The organism is Silvibacterium sp. (assembly GCF_047605705.1).
In the GTDB taxonomy this organism is placed as follows: domain Bacteria; phylum Acidobacteriota; class Terriglobia; order Terriglobales; family Acidobacteriaceae; genus Silvibacterium.
In genome coordinates this window covers 16,951-32,109 of the sequence record NZ_JASGFD010000054.1, presented here as the reverse complement: position 1 = coordinate 32,109, position 15,159 = coordinate 16,951, and the positions used below count along the sequence as shown (strand labels likewise).

General features: G+C 62.8%; 15 protein-coding genes and 1 pseudogene. 14 read left to right on the top strand and 2 right to left on the bottom strand.

Annotated elements, in window-relative coordinates; all coding sequences use genetic code 11:
- The 7 genes and pseudogenes from QM649_RS16675 to QM649_RS16645 all read left to right on the top strand — a co-directional run.
- Positions 1-204 (top strand): annotated as a pseudogene (locus QM649_RS16675) (hypothetical protein); the annotation flags it as partial.
- Positions 205-216: 12 nt separating this feature from the next.
- The gene (locus tag QM649_RS16670) at positions 217-666 is read left to right on the top strand and encodes a hypothetical protein (RefSeq protein WP_415200194.1); all 450 of its coding nucleotides are present in this window, start codon (positions 217-219) and stop codon (positions 664-666) included.
- A 13-nt stretch (positions 667-679) separates the two neighbouring features.
- Positions 680-1,168: a hypothetical protein gene (locus tag QM649_RS16665; protein ID WP_415200193.1), complete on the top strand. Its 489-nt coding sequence runs from the start codon at positions 680-682 to the stop codon at positions 1,166-1,168.
- Entirely contained in the window at positions 1,165-2,139 is a 975-nt protein-coding gene (locus tag QM649_RS16660; RefSeq protein WP_415200192.1) for a hypothetical protein, read from the top strand. Before QM649_RS16665 ends, QM649_RS16660 begins: the two co-directional genes overlap by 4 nt.
- 12 nt (positions 2,140-2,151) lie before the next feature.
- On the top strand, positions 2,152-4,476 hold the full coding sequence (locus tag QM649_RS16655; protein ID WP_415200191.1) for a hypothetical protein: 2,325 nt from the start codon (positions 2,152-2,154) through the stop codon (positions 4,474-4,476).
- Between the two features lie 51 nt (positions 4,477-4,527).
- Positions 4,528-5,514: an ATP-grasp domain-containing protein gene (locus tag QM649_RS16650; RefSeq protein WP_415200190.1), complete on the top strand. Its 987-nt coding sequence runs from the start codon at positions 4,528-4,530 to the stop codon at positions 5,512-5,514.
- A complete protein-coding gene (locus QM649_RS16645; protein ID WP_415200189.1) occupies positions 5,514-6,533 on the top strand; it encodes an LLM class flavin-dependent oxidoreductase in 1,020 nt (339 codons plus the stop codon). Before QM649_RS16650 ends, QM649_RS16645 begins: the two co-directional genes overlap by 1 nt.
- A 245-nt stretch (positions 6,534-6,778) precedes the next feature.
- Here QM649_RS16645 and QM649_RS16640 read toward each other — a convergent pair whose 3' ends face one another.
- Positions 6,779-7,624, bottom strand: a complete 846-nt coding sequence (locus QM649_RS16640) for a tetratricopeptide repeat protein (RefSeq protein WP_415200188.1) — start codon at positions 7,622-7,624, stop codon at positions 6,779-6,781.
- A gap of 477 nt (positions 7,625-8,101) precedes the next feature.
- Here QM649_RS16640 and rpmH point away from each other — a divergent pair, with 477 nt between their 5' ends.
- The 6 genes from rpmH (at position 8,102) to mnmE (ending at position 13,145) form a co-directional block, all read left to right on the top strand.
- Positions 8,102-8,257, top strand: coding sequence for a 50S ribosomal protein L34 (rpmH, locus tag QM649_RS16635; RefSeq protein ID WP_415200187.1), 156 nt, complete (start codon positions 8,102-8,104; stop codon positions 8,255-8,257).
- A gap of 135 nt (positions 8,258-8,392) precedes the next feature.
- Positions 8,393-8,809: a ribonuclease P protein component gene (gene rnpA / locus QM649_RS16630; RefSeq protein WP_415200186.1), complete on the top strand. Its 417-nt coding sequence runs from the start codon at positions 8,393-8,395 to the stop codon at positions 8,807-8,809.
- A complete protein-coding gene (gene yidD / locus QM649_RS16625) occupies positions 8,806-9,153 on the top strand; it encodes a membrane protein insertion efficiency factor YidD (RefSeq protein ID WP_415200185.1) in 348 nt (115 codons plus the stop codon). Before rnpA ends, yidD begins: the two co-directional genes overlap by 4 nt.
- 83 nt (positions 9,154-9,236) lie before the next feature.
- Positions 9,237-11,003, top strand: a complete 1,767-nt coding sequence (gene yidC / locus QM649_RS16620; RefSeq protein ID WP_415200184.1) for a membrane protein insertase YidC — start codon at positions 9,237-9,239, stop codon at positions 11,001-11,003.
- Positions 11,004-11,130: 127 nt separating this feature from the next.
- On the top strand, positions 11,131-11,724 hold the full coding sequence (locus QM649_RS16615; protein WP_415200183.1) for a protein jag: 594 nt from the start codon (positions 11,131-11,133) through the stop codon (positions 11,722-11,724).
- A gap of 20 nt (positions 11,725-11,744) precedes the next feature.
- Positions 11,745-13,145 (top strand): tRNA uridine-5-carboxymethylaminomethyl(34) synthesis GTPase MnmE, encoded by a 1,401-nt coding sequence (mnmE, locus tag QM649_RS16610; protein WP_415200182.1) that lies wholly within the window; start codon positions 11,745-11,747, stop codon positions 13,143-13,145.
- 138 nt (positions 13,146-13,283) lie between these two features.
- On the opposite strand, the gene QM649_RS16605 is transcribed toward mnmE, so the two are convergent.
- Positions 13,284-14,276 carry a glycosyltransferase family 2 protein gene (locus QM649_RS16605; protein WP_415200181.1) on the bottom strand — a complete coding sequence of 331 codons (993 nt, stop codon included), beginning with the start codon at positions 14,274-14,276 and terminating at the stop codon, positions 13,284-13,286.
- A gap of 91 nt (positions 14,277-14,367) precedes the next feature.
- Here QM649_RS16605 and QM649_RS16600 point away from each other — a divergent pair, with 91 nt between their 5' ends.
- Complete coding sequence (locus tag QM649_RS16600) at positions 14,368-15,123, top strand: glycosyltransferase family 2 protein (protein WP_415200180.1); 756 nt, start codon at positions 14,368-14,370, stop codon at positions 15,121-15,123.
- Positions 15,124-15,159 lie beyond the last annotated feature (36 nt).

The following is a 15,159-nucleotide window of genomic DNA, read 5'->3' as shown; positions in this document are numbered from 1 at the left end:
GTGTACACGGCGGGGCTTGCGACGATTCCTGATCCGATCCTGTGTGCGTGTGCGCAGATCGTGAAGAACGCCGAGGCCGCGGCGGGCGGCAACGTGAAGCAGGCCAAGATGGACACGATGACCATACAGTATTTCTCGAACTCACTCATCGACGCCAACGTCGAGGCGATGCTGGCGCCGTGGGTTTCAACCAGGCTGGGCTGAGGTGGAGCGCATATGGATCTGAGCACACTCCTTCCGAACAGCTATGCGCAGCAGATGGCGGCATCGCTGCTGCGCGCGAACGGCGGCACCACGGCCATGCTGCTGATGCCTCCGGCCACGGGCGATGCGACCGATGCAGGCCAGCTCGGCATCGATGCGCCGAACTTTCAATCGCTTCCGCTGGCCCCGGCGGTCTTTCGCAAAGTGCGCGCGACGATGAGCGAAGGTCAACCAGCGAAGTACGAGCTACTGATCGCAGCCGCTGCCATACAGAACGCGGCGAATACGCTGCAGATCGCTTCGGCGGACACATTGTTTGCCATGGCCGCAGGCGTGGCAGTCGACGGCAAGCTCTACCTGATCGAGGCGCATGCGGCATCAGAGAATCTTGGCGAGGCATACCTCTACCGGCTGCTGCTGCGCGAGTCGACGGTGGCCTGGCCGATGCAGAGCGGGACATAAGAAAGAGGCGGCGATGCAGAACGCAAAGGACAGTTTTTATATCGCGCTGCGCAACCGGCTGGCGACAGTGAATCCGAATCGTACGATGACGCTGCGCGGTGTGACGCGGCCGGGCATCCTGGTGGAGGATGCCGAAGCGCCGATGCCGCAGATGCTGCTGGATGCTTTCACTCTGCGCTGGACGACGTTCGCGACAGACTCACAGCTGCCATCGATCCTTGCGCAGATGGCCTGCGAAATTCATTATGCGACGGCGGGCACGCAGGGCAATCTCGGGCTCGATCGCGGGCGCGCGCTCGAAGAGATGGATGACGAACTGCTGCAGATTCTCTGCCCGAGCTCCACAGCGAAGTACAACTATACGACCACACCAGCCACAGCGATGGGCACGATGGTCTTCTGGTCGCAGGCCGTCTTTGGCGCAACAACCGTGGCGCGTGAACGGATGGAGCGTGTAGCGACGGTGAACGTATTCGCGTTTCAGGAGACGGGGGAAGCATGAGCACGACGCTGACAGCCTTGAATCCCATGCCTCCGGCGACGCGACGCGTGCGCGCCTACTTTGCGCCGGTAAACCGCGCGACGCTGACGCCAACGATCTTCGATCCATCAGTGAACGGGCAGTTCACGCTCGACACACCACCATCGCCATGGGTCGATCTTGGATGGATCGAAGACTTCGCGCGCAAGTCTCTGAGCAAAACAGGCGCGCTCGTAACCGGATCGCCGGGCACGACGCAGTACCAGGTGCGTGAGAGCGTGGACGCGAGCGTGAGCTTTCGCTTCAAGACGTGGAGCAAGCTGACCATGGCACTCGCTGCGGGCTCACAGCACATGAACCTGCTTGCCCCGGCCTCGGGCGCAACGCAGAATGCGTCAGGTTCGCCGGCCGCGCCGGCCGTGGCACTCGCTGCGACCGGATCGACGGCGACATTTCTTTATCTCAGCAGCACGACGAGCTTCTCTGCCGGCGACATCGTTGCCGTGGATGCGGACTACGCGGGGCAGACGGGCTTTGTCGGCAGCAGCGTCTCGGCAGCGTATGTACAGAGCGCAGCGGCCGTGAACGACGATCCGGATTACATCCGGCGTGTGACCTTCAACGTGGCGCGTGTAACGCAGGTGACGACGAGCGGCCTGCAGCTGGCGTCTCCGCTGATCGCCGGCGTACCTGCGGGCACGATGAAGGTGCAGCAGGTGCTCGGCTTTGTCGATCGCGAAGGCGGCAACTTCTTCCAGGAATGGTCGGGGCTCTTCGTGATGCCGGGCGAGCAGGGCGAGCGGATCGTCTTTTACTATCCGCGCCTGCAGGCGATGACCGGCGCAGCCGAGGCCGCAGCCGCGCTGGCCGCACCGCTCGAGCGCATCGCGCTAAGCGCCAGCTTCCGCGCGCTTCCGATTACCGATACGAACGACGGACAGGCTGCGGTCTGCTTCCGCAGCTACCTGCCCAGCGCAATGACGCTGGTTTAGCGAGGATTCCCAGTGAAGCTGACGATCGACAACCACGACGGCAACGGCGCGGTAGATTATTCATCCGTGATTGTTACAAATGCGAAGTTTCGCATCGAACGCCCATGGAACGCGCCCAGCCTGTGCGGGTTTACGGTTGCGCCTACGGCTGCGGGGTTGCCGGTGCCTGCGAGAAACGGCCGCGTGATCGTGAGCGATGACAGCGGCATACTGCTCTTCACCGGGTACGTGGCAACGGAGCCCGCGCTGGTGCTCGCAGGCCAGGCAAGCGCGGGCCCCGTGTACGAGGCTTCCGTATCCGCGGTGAGCGACGAGATTCTGCTGGACCGCCAGCCCGTGCCGCAATCGCTGCCCGGGTATGCGCAGAAGGCGAGCGAACTGCTGCAGGCCATCCTGATCGTCTCTCCATCGAGCGGGCTGAGCTTCACCGGAGCAGCCGGATCGCTGCTGGTGAGCGAGTTCCAGCCCGACCCAGGACAGAGCTGGGCGCAGAACGCGGGCGTTCTGGCCTCGACCCTGCGCAGCGTGTATCGCGCACTTGACGGTACGATCTCGCTGCTGGAAGTCGGCAATACGGTTCACACGTTAAGCGATGGCGACGGAACGCTGAACCCTGCCATGCTCGAAGCCTCGATGGTAAAGGGCGTGGCCAACGACGTGACGGTGTGCGGGCCAAGCGAGCCCTCCGCATACGTGACCGAGTTCTTCGAGGGCGACGGCACGACCGTGATCTTCAACCTGACGGAGCTGCCATACATCCCTCCGGCAACGAAGACCAAGCCGCTGGAAGAGCTCTTCCAGGAGCCCGCCATCAATACGCAGGTGTGGGCCATCCTCGATCCTTCGTCCCGTCTTTCGCTCACAAGCACGGGGCTCACCTGCACGGGCGGCGATGGGACACTGAACGACACCGTGCTCTCGCTGCTGAACCAGCTGGAGATTGGCGGATCGTTGGTGCTGGAAGCAGGCGGTGTAACCTTCGGCTCGACCACCAGCGGCCTCCTGAACGCAATCTACGACGGAACATTCACATTGCCTAATTGCGTGGCCGGCTTTCAGATCTCCGAGAGCAGCGGCAGCACCTCAATCGCCCCGATCGTATTCAGCACCGTGTCGGGCAGCAGCTTCACTCCTGTCGCCGGACATTTGTACACATTACGGTTGCGTATTTATTCGAATGAGCAACAGCGGCAGCTGCAATCCTATATCTCGGTCGACGACACCGGCACGAACACCTACGGCGGCACTTACGTGCCGGCGGGAGCATCGCTGCTCTTCGAGGTGCAGGACACCACGGGCGGCGTTGCGCAGACCCCGGTGGTGCTCTACGAGGGGACGCTGGCATCGATCCCCGCCACGTGCTGGTTTGCGCTGCTCAACAGCGCGAACCTCGACTGCAGTGTTGCCAGCATGATCATCACGCAGCAGGGGCCGGTGTGGGTAGAGAGCACGCCGCCCGGCGGAAGCCCGATCGTGCGGCGGATCGGCACCACGGCGCAGGGCGCGGACTGCACCATCGAACGCACCGGCAGACTGCACTTCTATGCGACAAGTGTGCCTGCGGCGGGCGAGCTCATCGCCGTCTCCTACCGGACAACGCGGCGCTCTGTGGCGCGGCTGGCGAATGCGGCGAGCATCGCAGAGGAGAGCGTGGGTGGATTGCTGCCGGGCACGGCGGCGTGGATCGGCACGGTGACCAGCCCGGCGCCGCGCAGCTCAGTCGATTGCGAGAATGCAGCGACGGCGATCCTCGACCTCGGAACCAGCCGCGGCGCCGCATGGAAGGGCACCTACACAGGATGGAATTTCGAGACGCAGGGCGATGTGTGGCCCGGCGACCTGCTGGCTGTCACGACGGCAGGCCTCTCGGCGAACCTTCCTGCCAACCTGGTTGTGCGCTCGGTGACTCTCGACATCGCATGCAGCGTGCCCGGGCTGGTGAAGTACACCATCGCATTCGCGAATGACTGGGCCGACGCGCTGGCGATCAAGAGCTCGATCACGGTGCCGACGACAGTGTGGCTGCCGCAGCAGCCGGAGGCCGTACTGCCGCTGGCGAATCTCTCCGCGCTGACATTCCCATCCGTGAGCTCAAGCGCGATCACCGTAAGCGCGAACGCCACGCCCCCCTCAGGTGGCGGCTTCGAGGTGCGGCGGCGCGACTGGTCCTTCGGGCCAGTGACGAACTCCGACCTGGTCCTGCGCAGCCCGGTGGCGAACTTCACAATTCCGCGCGAGGCGGTGATGGAGCAGTACTACGTGCGCATGTATGACGGCTCTACGCCGCCGAATTATTCGCGTTTCTCGAGCGCGATCTTCGTAAATGTGCCGCTCTGATCGCGGGGAATGCGGAGAATCGGGTACAAAAGTAGCTGAGGATTATGCCCGATGTCGTCGTCCCGTCCTATTGCCATTTATTACGAACAGCCGCGCTGGTTTCTTCCACTCTTTGCCGAGCTTGACCGCCGCGGCACGCCGTACGTGAAGCTGAATGCGACCGAGCACGCGTATGCGATCGAAGATCGCCCCGAGCAGAAGTATTCGCTGGTGGTGAACCGCATGAGCCCTTCGGCCTGGAACCGCGAGCACGGCGACTGCATCTTCTACACGCTTGGATTCCTCGATCACCTCGAGCGGCGCGGCGTGCGCATCATCAACGGCCTCACGGCCTTTCGCAATGAGCTCTCGAAGGCCGCGCAGCTTTCGCTTCTCGACGAGCTGGCGCTTCCTTATCCCAAGGCACGCGTGATTCATCGCGCCTCGCAGGCCGTGGCCGCGACCGAAGGCCTGCGCTGGCCCGTCGTGGTGAAGCCGAACATCGGCGGATCGGGCGCGGGCGTCAAGCGTTTCGATACACGGGAGGCGCTGGCCGCGGCGGCCGATGCAGGCGAGCTCGCCTTCGGCCTCGACTCGACGGCGCTGGTGCAGGAGTTCATCCCGGCGCGCGGTGGGCACATCGTGCGCGTGGAAGTGCTGAACGGAAAATTCCTCTACGCCATCAAGGTCCACGTCACCGGTGAGACCTTCGACCTGTGCCCAGCGGATATCTGCCGCACCCCGGACGGCGCGACCCTCGATGCGAGCCTTGCGGCCTGCCCCATCGAAGCGCCCAAGGCGGGCCTGCGCGTCGAAGGCTATGAGCCTCCGCCCGAAGTGATCGCCGACGTCGAGCGCATCATGGTGGCGAGCGGCATCGAGCTTGGCGGCATCGAGTACATCACGGACGACCGTGATGGCCAGCGCCTCTACTACGACATCAACGCGCTTTCGAACTTCGTCTCCGACGGCCTGCATCTCGTCGGCTTCGATCCCTTTGTGAAGCTGGCCGACTGGCTCGAAGCCGAAGCGGCGCGCGTGGAAGGCGGGAAGCTGTAATGCGCTACGGATTCTGGCTGCCGGTCTTCGGCGGGTGGCTGCGCAATGTCGACGACGAAGGCATGGACGGCGGCTGGGACTATGCCCGCCGCCTCACGCTGCGCGCCGAAAAGCTGGGCTATGCGCTCACGCTCATCGCCGAGCTGAACCTGAACGACATCAAGGGCGTCGAAGCCCCGTCGCTCGATGCCTGGTCGACGGCTGCCGCGCTGGCCGCGATTACCGAAAAGCTCGAGCTAATGGTGGCCGTGCGCCCCACCTTCCATAACCCCGCGCTGCTGGCGAAGCAGGCCGCGAATATCGACCGCATCTCGAAGGGCCGCCTGACGATGAATGTCGTCTCCAGCTGGTGGAAGGACGAGGCCACAAAGTACGGCATCGCCTTCGACGAGCATGACGACCGCTACGCGCGCACCTCGGAGTGGCTGGATGTGGTGGACGGCTGCTGGCGCGAGCAAGGCTTCAGCTACGAAGGCCGCTTCTACCACGTGAAGGACAACATCCTGTCACCGAAGCCTGTAGCAAAGCCGAGGCCGAGGCTCTATGCGGGCGGCGAGTCGGAGACGGCGAAGAACCTGATCGCCGCCAAGTGCGATGCCTACCTGATGCACGGCGACGATCCGGAGACGGTGGGCAGGAAGATCGCCGACATGCGCCGCCGCCGCGAAGCGCTGGGTCTGCCGCCGATGGTCTTCGGCGTCGCGGGCTACGCCATCGTGCGCGACTCCGAGGCCGAGGCGCAACGCGAGGTGGAACGCATCACCGACGTGCAGCAGTCGGCGCGCGGCTATGCGAACTACCAGCAGTGGATCTCCGGCTCAAAGCTCGAGCAAAAGATCTCGCTCGAAGACTACTCCGTCTCGAACCGCGGCCTGCGCAGCGGGCTCGTCGGCACGCCCGAGCAGGTGAAGCAGCGCATTGCCGACTTCGAGGCTGTGGGCGCGGATCTCGTACTGCTGCAGTCGAGCCCACAGTTGGAGGAGATGGAGCGCTTCGCCGCGCAGGTGATGTCGAACTAGGCCATATCGAAAAGTCCGCTGCGCGGTTACCGCACGCCTGTCATTCCGAGCGGAGCGGCCGAAGGCCGCGTAGTGGAGGAACCTGCAGTGAAGCTGCTGGCTTCACATCCTCTTTGATGTTCGGGCAAACTGCAGGTTCCTCCACTGCGCGAGACGATAAGACCATCTCGCTTCGGTCGGAATGACAAGCTTTTTTCTAAAGCTCCTGCTAAAGACGGGTATTCCGATATTTGTCGACGCAGCACTCAGTTCTCCCAGTGCTCCTCGGCCATGAACAGATGGAAGGCAGGGGTCTCGCGCAGTCCGGCGAGCTCCTTGTCTTCCATCACGCGTTTGCGGTCGTCGAAGCCGTGAATGAACGCCGCGCGCAGGCAGCGCATCGCCGCATCGAACTCACCCGCCTGTGCGAGCAGCCTGGCCAGCGCATAGTTGAGCCGCGCCTCCTCTTCCGGCGGCCCTGACTCATCGATGCGGGAGGTCGCCTCGTCCGCGAATACCTTGGGATCGATCGCGAGCGCCTGCTGATACGCCGTCACACCCTGCCGGTACTTGCGCTCGGCAAAGTATGCGGTACCCAGGTTGCTGTAGAAGCACGCTACGTTCTGCCGCACATGGATGGCACGCCGGTAGAACTTCTCCGCCTTGCGATAGTTCTGCTGCCCGTAGAAGACGGTTCCGAGATTGTTCAGCGCATCGGCGTAATTCGGATCGATGGAGAGCGACTTCTCATACTGGAGCCGCGCGAAGTCGAGCGCGTACATGTGCTGGTAGGCGACACCCATCTTGTTCCAGATGACCGCCGACTCGTGCGGCCCGCGGCGATAGGCGTCGATCGCCAGCGAATACTGATGGCGGACCATCAGCAGGTCCCCCTGCGTCTCCGGGCTCAGCTCCGCGAAATGGTCGCCGATGGGCCGGGAAACATCCGGCTGGTCGAGACCCCGTGGCAGGGCGCGAAGAGGAGCGGCGCACAGAAGGCATGCACCGAACGCGGTTGCGATAGAAAAGACCAGGACTGAGGCGTGGAAGGGGGGGAGCATGCGCCGCAAAGCCTGAATCCGCAAGGCCCGAATCAGGACCGGAGGGATCATGGCGACCTCCTTGAGGCCGTTTCCAGCCTCAGCCGGCGCTCACAGCAGACCGCATGCGCGGGCCGGATCCGCCGGGCGCAGGCATTCTCCTCCCGTCACAGGACTTTTGCCAAGGGCCGCCGGCAAGCGGGAAGCTGTTTCGTGAACGACAAAGTCCCGCACTGCGACAAATGACCTGTCATCCGACCGAAGCGACCGCAAGGAGGTGCAGTGAAGGCACCTGCGGTTGGGCTATTCGCACCGGAGCATTCTCGATCTGCGAGCCGGACCGCAGGCTCCTCTCCTTTCAGAATCCGGGAAAGCCTGACATCATCGATATAGCCCGAAGCGCCTCGCCCGCGGAATCCGGTTTGGAGATCGGCGGGCCTTCGCGTATACTCATACTTTGTCCGGAAGTGGCATTTTTGCCTGTGCCTGCCGGTCACACTTTCAGTCAAGAAGTTTTGACGACCAAGATTATTTGAGGAGCGCAGTTCCATGCCGAAGCGCACATTTCAACCCAATCGCCGCCGCCGTTCGAAGGTTCACGGCTTCCGTAGCCGCATGAAGACCAAGAGCGGAGCCGCCGTGCTCTCGCGCCGCCGCGCGAAGGGCCGCCATCGCGTCTCCGTGAGCGCCAGCTACCGCGACTAGTTCGCGTCTTCCCTTCCTGATTTCACTTCCCGAACGAAATCGAGCGATGTGATGAACGGCAGCCAGCAGATCAGGCTGCCGAATTGCTCTCCCGCCTGGGAGAACGCTCGCGTTTTAGGGGAAAATAAGAGAATCATGCCGGACGCTACGCCACAGCTGTGTGATGGCCGCCTGCACAAGCACGCGGACTATCAGCACGTGTATCAGCAGAGCCGGAAGCACTTCTCGCCCTCGATGACCTATTTCTTCCGCCTGCGCGGAGACGATGTGCCCGCCGAAGGCGCGCGCGTCGGGCTCACCGCCGGACGCGTTCTGGGAAAGGCTATCGACCGCAACCGCATCAAGAGGCGGATGCGCGAGGCCGTGCGCGCGCACTTAGGCCAGCTCCCCAGCCGGGTGGATGTGGTCCTGCATCCCCGGAAATCCGTAAAAGATATGGACTTTGCCCGCCTTTCCGGCGAGGTTTCGACCGTTTTCGGCACCGTGCGCTCTCTGATTGAGAAGCGGGCGGCGAAGACAGCTGTCCAACCGGCATCCGGAGACCGGGCATGACTCCAGGCGAGACAACAGGCCGGTCCGGAACCCTCTCGAAAACCGACGCCTGGCGTCAGGCCGTCGTCGAGAAAGTCTTTTCCGCATATAAGCTGATTTCGCCCATGCTGCATGCCGTAAGCGGCCGCGCGGGCGCCTGCCGCTTTACGCCTACCTGCTCGGAATATGCGGCGATCGCGGTCAGCGAGCATGGCCTGTGGCGCGGCGGCTGGATGGCCCTGCGGCGGCTCGGACGCTGCCATCCCCTGACCCGGGGCGGCTTTGATCCGGTACCGGCAAAGAGCGGCAAGCCCGGACAGCACACCGGCATGCTCGGCACCCCGGCGAACAGGAACGCCGGTTAACGAACGGAGCGCCCGGCAAAAGGCGCGCCCATTAAGATTAGAAGCATGGCCGGGCTCTACCGCCGGCCGGACAGGATAGTCGTTTGCCAGAGATACAGAATCCGAATCAACAAGGCCCCGGCGGTGGTGGCAGTGGCATGGACATGCGCACCACGCTCGCCTTCTTCGGCCTCTTCCTGCTGGTCTTCTTCGGCCTGCAGTACTATCGCTCGAAGAAAGCACCCGAGCCGACCCCGGCGCAGCAGAGCCAGAGCGCACAGCAGCAGCAGTCCGCCCCCGCGGCCAGCCCGGTAGCGGCCACGACCGACAGCAGCGCAGCGGCAGCCTCCGTGGCGGCCAGCGGCGAGAGCACGACCACGGTCGAGAACGAGCTCTATAAGATCACCTTCACCAACCGCGGCGCGCAGGTGAAGAGCTGGATTCTGAAGAAGTACACCGACGACAGCGGCAAGCCGCTGGACCTGGTGAACCAACCCGCGGCTGCGAAATTCGGCTACCCGCTTTCGCTCTTCGCCTATGACGGCGGCGTGCGCAGCAGGCTGAACAATGGCCTCTATGTCGCCTCGGCCACCGGCACGCTCTCCGCTCCGAACACGCTGAGCTTCGACTACTCGGCCGGCGGTCTCACCGTCCACAAGAGCTTCAGCTTCGACTCGTCCTACGTGATCCACGCCAGCGTGAAGGTGACCGACAACGGCGCACCGGTGACCGCGATGCTGGCCTGGCCCGCGGGCTTCGGCGACCAGACCACGCTGCCGCAGTACGCCGGCGGCATGCTCGACACCTCGCAGGGCGGCAAGGACGACCAGGTTGCCTTCAAGAAGGTAGTCGGCGGCGACACGCTGCGCGGTCCCTTTGACTGGGCCGGCGTGAGCGACCTCTACTTCTCGGCCATCTTCCTGCCGGACAGCCCGCCGGACGCGACGGTCGTGAGCCTGAGCAACACCCTGCAGATTCCCAAGAACGCGAAGAAGCCGGACCCGAACCAGACCGAAGGCGCGTCCGTGCTGGGCGCGGCCATCGGCAGCGGCGCGGGCACCATCGATACGCGCCTCTTCGTCGGCCCGAAGTCGCTCGACGTGCTCGGCTCGGTGCATGCGGTCAGCGGTCCGAACCTCGAGAAGGTCGTCAGCTTCGGTTGGTGGGGCATCATCTCGAAGCCGCTCTTCTACCTGCTGCGCTTCTTCCACGATCACGTGGTCTCGAACTGGGGCTGGGCCATCCTGCTGCTCACCGTGCTGCTCAACATCGCCATGCTGCCGACGCGCATCAAGATGATGCAGTCGTCGCTGAAGATGCAGCGCATCCAGCCGGAGATGGACGCGATCAAGGCCAAGTACGCCAAGTTCAAGGCCACCGATCCACGCAAGCAGGACATGCAGCAGGAGATCTTCGCGCTGCAGAAGCGCGAGGGCGTGAACATGTTCGGCGGCTGCGTGCCCATGCTGATCCAGTGGCCGCTGCTCTTCGGCTTCTATCGCATGTTAAGCAACGTCATCGAGCTGCGCCACGCGCACTGGCTCTGGCTGCCGGATCTGGCCTCGCCCGATCCGTGGCACATCCTGCCGGTCTTCGTGATCGTCTCCATGTTCCTGACGCAGTACTTCACCCCGTCGCCGGGTGTCGATCCTGCCCAGCAGAAGATGATGGCCTTCACCATGCCCGCGGTCTTCGGCTTCATGATGTGGAACTTCGGTTCCGGCCTCTCGCTCTACTGGGCGTGCAGCAACTTCATCGGCGTGGCCCAGCAGATGATCATGAACCGGACCGGCATGGGCCGGGAGATCCGCGAGATCGCCCAGAAGCGAGCCCAGAAGCAGCGCGGGAAAGTCATCAACGCGCGGAGATAGAACCGCATCCCACCCTACGAGGCGCCTTCACCGGCGCCTCGTTTTCTTTTGGGTACAGCCACCGTATGTGGCAGGAGCGTTTTGGTAACACGGGACGAAATCTTTACCGGAGTGAGATACTAGGTCGATGCCGATTGAAGACTACTCTGCTGCGGCGCAGAAGATTGCTGCGTTTCTCAAGACACTGACGACTACCGGCGGCCTTCGGTTGAAGTATCGCATCACCGCAGGCGAAGGCGCCGCGGATCCGGACAAGCTCGAAGCCCGCGAGATCTACGTGGAGCTGGCCGGACCCGATGCCGGACTGCTGACGCAGCGCGGCGGCGAACTGCTGCGCGCGCTGGAGCATGTGGCGGCGAAGATCATCCGCCTTGAGAACGAGGAACACGACAAGGTCTCCTTCGATGCGAACCAGTTCAAGGCGATCCGCGCCCGCGAGCTGCGCATGGCTGCAGAGACCGCGGCCGAGCGTGTCCGCAAGACCGGCCAGCCCTTCAGCTTCGCGCCGATGAGTTCGCGCGAGCGCCGCATGCTGCACCTGGCCTTCCGCGGCTTCACCGACCTCGAGACCTCATCGACGGGCGAGGGCAATTTCCGCTTCGTCGTAGCGCATCCGAAGGGCTTCGACACCAGCAAGCTCGCTTCGCTGAGCGCCGCGCGGCCCCAATCGCAATCGCGCCCGTCCTCACGTCCCCAATCGGGTGGACGCGGACGCCGCTAGTTCTGCTCTAAATCTTTCCCGTGCAGCCTCATCCCCAAATCGCGGAGCAGGAAGACGTAGCCGGCGAGACGATCGCCGCTGTCTCCACGCCGCCGGGGCGTGGCGGCATCGGTATCGTGCGCCTCTCCGGACCGCACGCTCTGGCCATCGGCAACGCGCTGCTTACGCTGCGCAATCCGCTCGAGCATGCGATGGCGCGCTTCGCCGAAATCCGCGATCCGGAGACGAGCGGCAAGCTCGACGAAGCCATCGCGACTTACTTCGCGAAGCCAAGATCCTACACAGGTGAAGATTTAGTCGAGATCGCCGCACATGGTTCGCCCGTGGTGCTCGACCTGTTGTTGCGGCTGGCACTGCAGCAAGGCGCGCGACTGGCGCGGCCGGGCGAGTTCACCGAGCGCGCCTTCCTCTCCGGCCGGCTGGACCTGACGCAGGCCGAGGCCGTACGTGACCTGATCGACGCGCAAACGCTTTACCAGGCGCGCACCGCCGCCGAACAGATGGGCGGCGCGATCTCGCGGCGCATCCAGCCCGCGAAAGAGAAGCTTGTCGAGTTAATCTCCCTGCTCGAGGCGGGCATCGACTTCGCCGAAGACGATGTGGACCTGATGCCGGAGGAAGAGATCGGCACGCGCATCGACGCCGTGGGCGCGGAGCTCGCTGGACTGGCCCGCAGCTTCGAGCGCGGGCGCATCGTGCACTCCGGGCTCACGCTCGCGATCGTGGGCAGGCCGAATGTCGGCAAGTCGTCACTCTTCAACCGGCTGGTCGAGCGCGAGCGCGCCATCGTGACAGCGATTCCCGGCACCACGCGCGACCTGGTGACGGAGCGTGTTTCGCTCGGCGGCATCCCGCTCGAGCTGGTGGACACGGCAGGCCTGCGCAATACAAGCGATGAGGCCGAAGCGATGGGCATTGCAAAGTCGCGTGAGGCGCTGGCCGAGGCGGACATCGTGCTCGTGGTGCTCGAGGCCGGTGTGCCGCCGAGTGCCGAGGAGTCGGAGCTGCTCAGATCACTCCGAGGGCGGCGCGTGCTGGTGGTGCGCAACAAGGTCGATCTCGAAACAAGCGAGGAGAGCGCCGCGGATGCTGATCTTGGCGACGACACGCTCACCCTCCGCACCTCCGCTGTGACGGGTGCCGGCATCGATGCGCTGCGCTCGGCGCTGCTGGGCATGGTGCGTACCCCGGGCGGCGAAAGCGAAAGCGGCATGCTGACCAACCTGCGCCAGCACGAGGCGGTGAAGAGCGCGATCGACGCGCTGGGCGACGCCCGGGCCGCCACCGCAAACGGCACACCGCACGAGATGATCCTGCTCGATCTCTACAGCGCCCTGCGCCAGCTCGACAGCCTCACCGGCGAGACCACGGCGGACGACATCCTGAACCGGATCTTCTCCACCTTCTGCATCGGCAAGTAAGGGCGCGACTTTTGAATGCTTTTGCGCGTTATGCCCCAAGCTCTTAGGATATTCTGCACGTTAACAATCAACTGTATTATCAGCAGCTCTTCGAAAGTGTGTGAGCGATTTCATCAGCGCATCCAAATCGGATGTGATCTACGCCCATAGATCACGTCCCGCTGAACGCCACCCGCCTGCATAGCGGATATAAGCAGGCAGCAGCCACAGCACCGCTGGCAGCCGGCGCCAGCGAGCGACAGGCAGCATAGATCTGCTTTCCAGCAAACGGATTGCTCCGAGAAGCCGCCGCGCGACGGGGGCATCGGCGGAACCACCACGCGACAACCAGTGCTCCCGCACCAGACGAAACCTCTGGGCAATTCTCCGGTGATGTTCGTGTCCGGCCTGTCTCGCTTTGGTCAGGCGTTTCCCCACTGACTCCGACGGCAAACCCAACGCCACGGCAGATGAGCCCGTCTGCTGCGAGGAGTGAATTCTGTATCGTGTCAGACGGTTCTCTATCGCCTGTAGACGCCCCGCCTCTGACTGATAAAGCACCAGCATCCAGGCGAGCCAGCCGTCGTGCACCCATTCTTCCGGGATATCCTGGTACATCCTCCTCAGCCGTCCTCGGATCATCATCGTCGCCCCGGTCGCCACATCCTGCCGCAAAAGTAAGCCCACAGGATCGCGATCGAACTTGGCGCGTCGGGCAGGAGTGAACCCTGCACGCAACCAGAGATTTTCTGGCAGCGTCCTGCCAGAATCATCGATCAGGGTAGCATCGGTGAAAATTCCACCGATCGTCTCATCCTCCATGACGTGGCATAGCCGCTCCAGCTTTTCCGGCTCCCATACGTCGTCCTGATCGCACAGCGCAATCAACTGGCCCTGAGCAAGTGCCAGCCCCTGGTCGAAATTGCGCGTGGAACCAAGCCTTCGATCATTTCGATGGATTCGCACCGTAAAGGGCGCCTCAGATGCAAATTTCGCCAGTTGCTCTAGCGTCGAATCCGTGGAACCGTCGTCACACACGATTAGTTCATTGGGAAGTATTGTCTGACCTGTGATCGAATCGAGCTGCTGTGGCAAGAACTGTTGCCCGTTATAGGTGCAAAGCACCACCGAAATAGAGGGAGATGACGCCATCACATTTACAGAATATCCCTGCGGAAAAGAGATTCTTCTCTATAAAGCGCCGCCCATCAGGAGAGCGATTTCAGCGGTGTAGCATGGGAGCATGAAGCTCACCTATGTCCTCTTGACCTGGAACCGCTACAAGTTCCTGGAAAAATGCCTGGAGGCCCTTACGACCAGCACCGAAGGCCCCATCTCTTCCGAGATCATCGTCATGGACAATGGTTCAACTGATCGCACACCGGAAGTTTTGAACCGGTATCGCGATAACCCGCGTGTCCGAGTTATCCGCCGCGATAAGAACTACGGCCTCAATGCCTACAAGACTCTATTAGGCGAGGGTACAGGTGAGTACATTGTGATTGTCGACGATGATGTACTCGAATTTCCTTCGAACCTGAATGAGCTTTTCGTCTCATATATGGAAGCCTTTCCCGACTATGGCTTTCTGGCGCTCAATGTAGTGCAGAACGAGTTCACCGACGGTGCTAAACCAAGCATGGATCATTACATCGAGGAGACGCGTGCTGGGCGGACCATTGAACGTGGTCCCGCAGGCGGTTGGTGTGCCTGTATCCGTCGTGTGCAGTATCGAAAGATTCGCTTCCGCATCAGATTATTCAACCTCACCATGCGCAAGAGCGAAGACGGCATGATCAGCAACCAGTTATGGCGGAAGCTGGGTCTGAAATACGGCATCATGAAGGACCACAGCTGCTTCCACGCCACTGGTCCGCACTATGCCCGCGAATATGGACATCTTGACCGCGAGATCGAAAAATACTCTTCGGTGGGTCTCACATCCTACGTGGAGACGTACAGCAAGTTCGCGGATACAAAGGATCAGCAGGAACAGTAGGCCCTCCACCAAAAAGGACACGTCATAGTCCTTGTG

Coding starts and splice junctions, on each gene's coding strand:
- QM649_RS16615 (WP_415200183.1), top strand. CDS start 11,131: ATGCCGATTGAAGACTACTCTGCTGCGGCGCAGAAGATTGCTGCGTTT.
- QM649_RS16600 (WP_415200180.1), top strand. CDS start 14,368: ATGAAGCTCACCTATGTCCTCTTGACCTGGAACCGCTACAAGTTCCTG.
- QM649_RS16605 (WP_415200181.1), bottom strand. CDS start 14,276: ATGGCGTCATCTCCCTCTATTTCGGTGGTGCTTTGCACCTATAACGGG.
- rnpA (WP_415200186.1), top strand. CDS start 8,393: ATGCCGGACGCTACGCCACAGCTGTGTGATGGCCGCCTGCACAAGCAC.
- rpmH (WP_415200187.1), top strand. CDS start 8,102: ATGCCGAAGCGCACATTTCAACCCAATCGCCGCCGCCGTTCGAAGGTT.
- QM649_RS16660 (WP_415200192.1), top strand. CDS start 1,165: ATGAGCACGACGCTGACAGCCTTGAATCCCATGCCTCCGGCGACGCGA.
- QM649_RS16640 (WP_415200188.1), bottom strand. CDS start 7,624: ATGATCCCTCCGGTCCTGATTCGGGCCTTGCGGATTCAGGCTTTGCGG.
- QM649_RS16670 (WP_415200194.1), top strand. CDS start 217: ATGGATCTGAGCACACTCCTTCCGAACAGCTATGCGCAGCAGATGGCG.
- yidD (WP_415200185.1), top strand. CDS start 8,806: ATGACTCCAGGCGAGACAACAGGCCGGTCCGGAACCCTCTCGAAAACC.
- QM649_RS16665 (WP_415200193.1), top strand. CDS start 680: ATGCAGAACGCAAAGGACAGTTTTTATATCGCGCTGCGCAACCGGCTG.
- QM649_RS16645 (WP_415200189.1), top strand. CDS start 5,514: ATGCGCTACGGATTCTGGCTGCCGGTCTTCGGCGGGTGGCTGCGCAAT.
- QM649_RS16650 (WP_415200190.1), top strand. CDS start 4,528: ATGTCGTCGTCCCGTCCTATTGCCATTTATTACGAACAGCCGCGCTGG.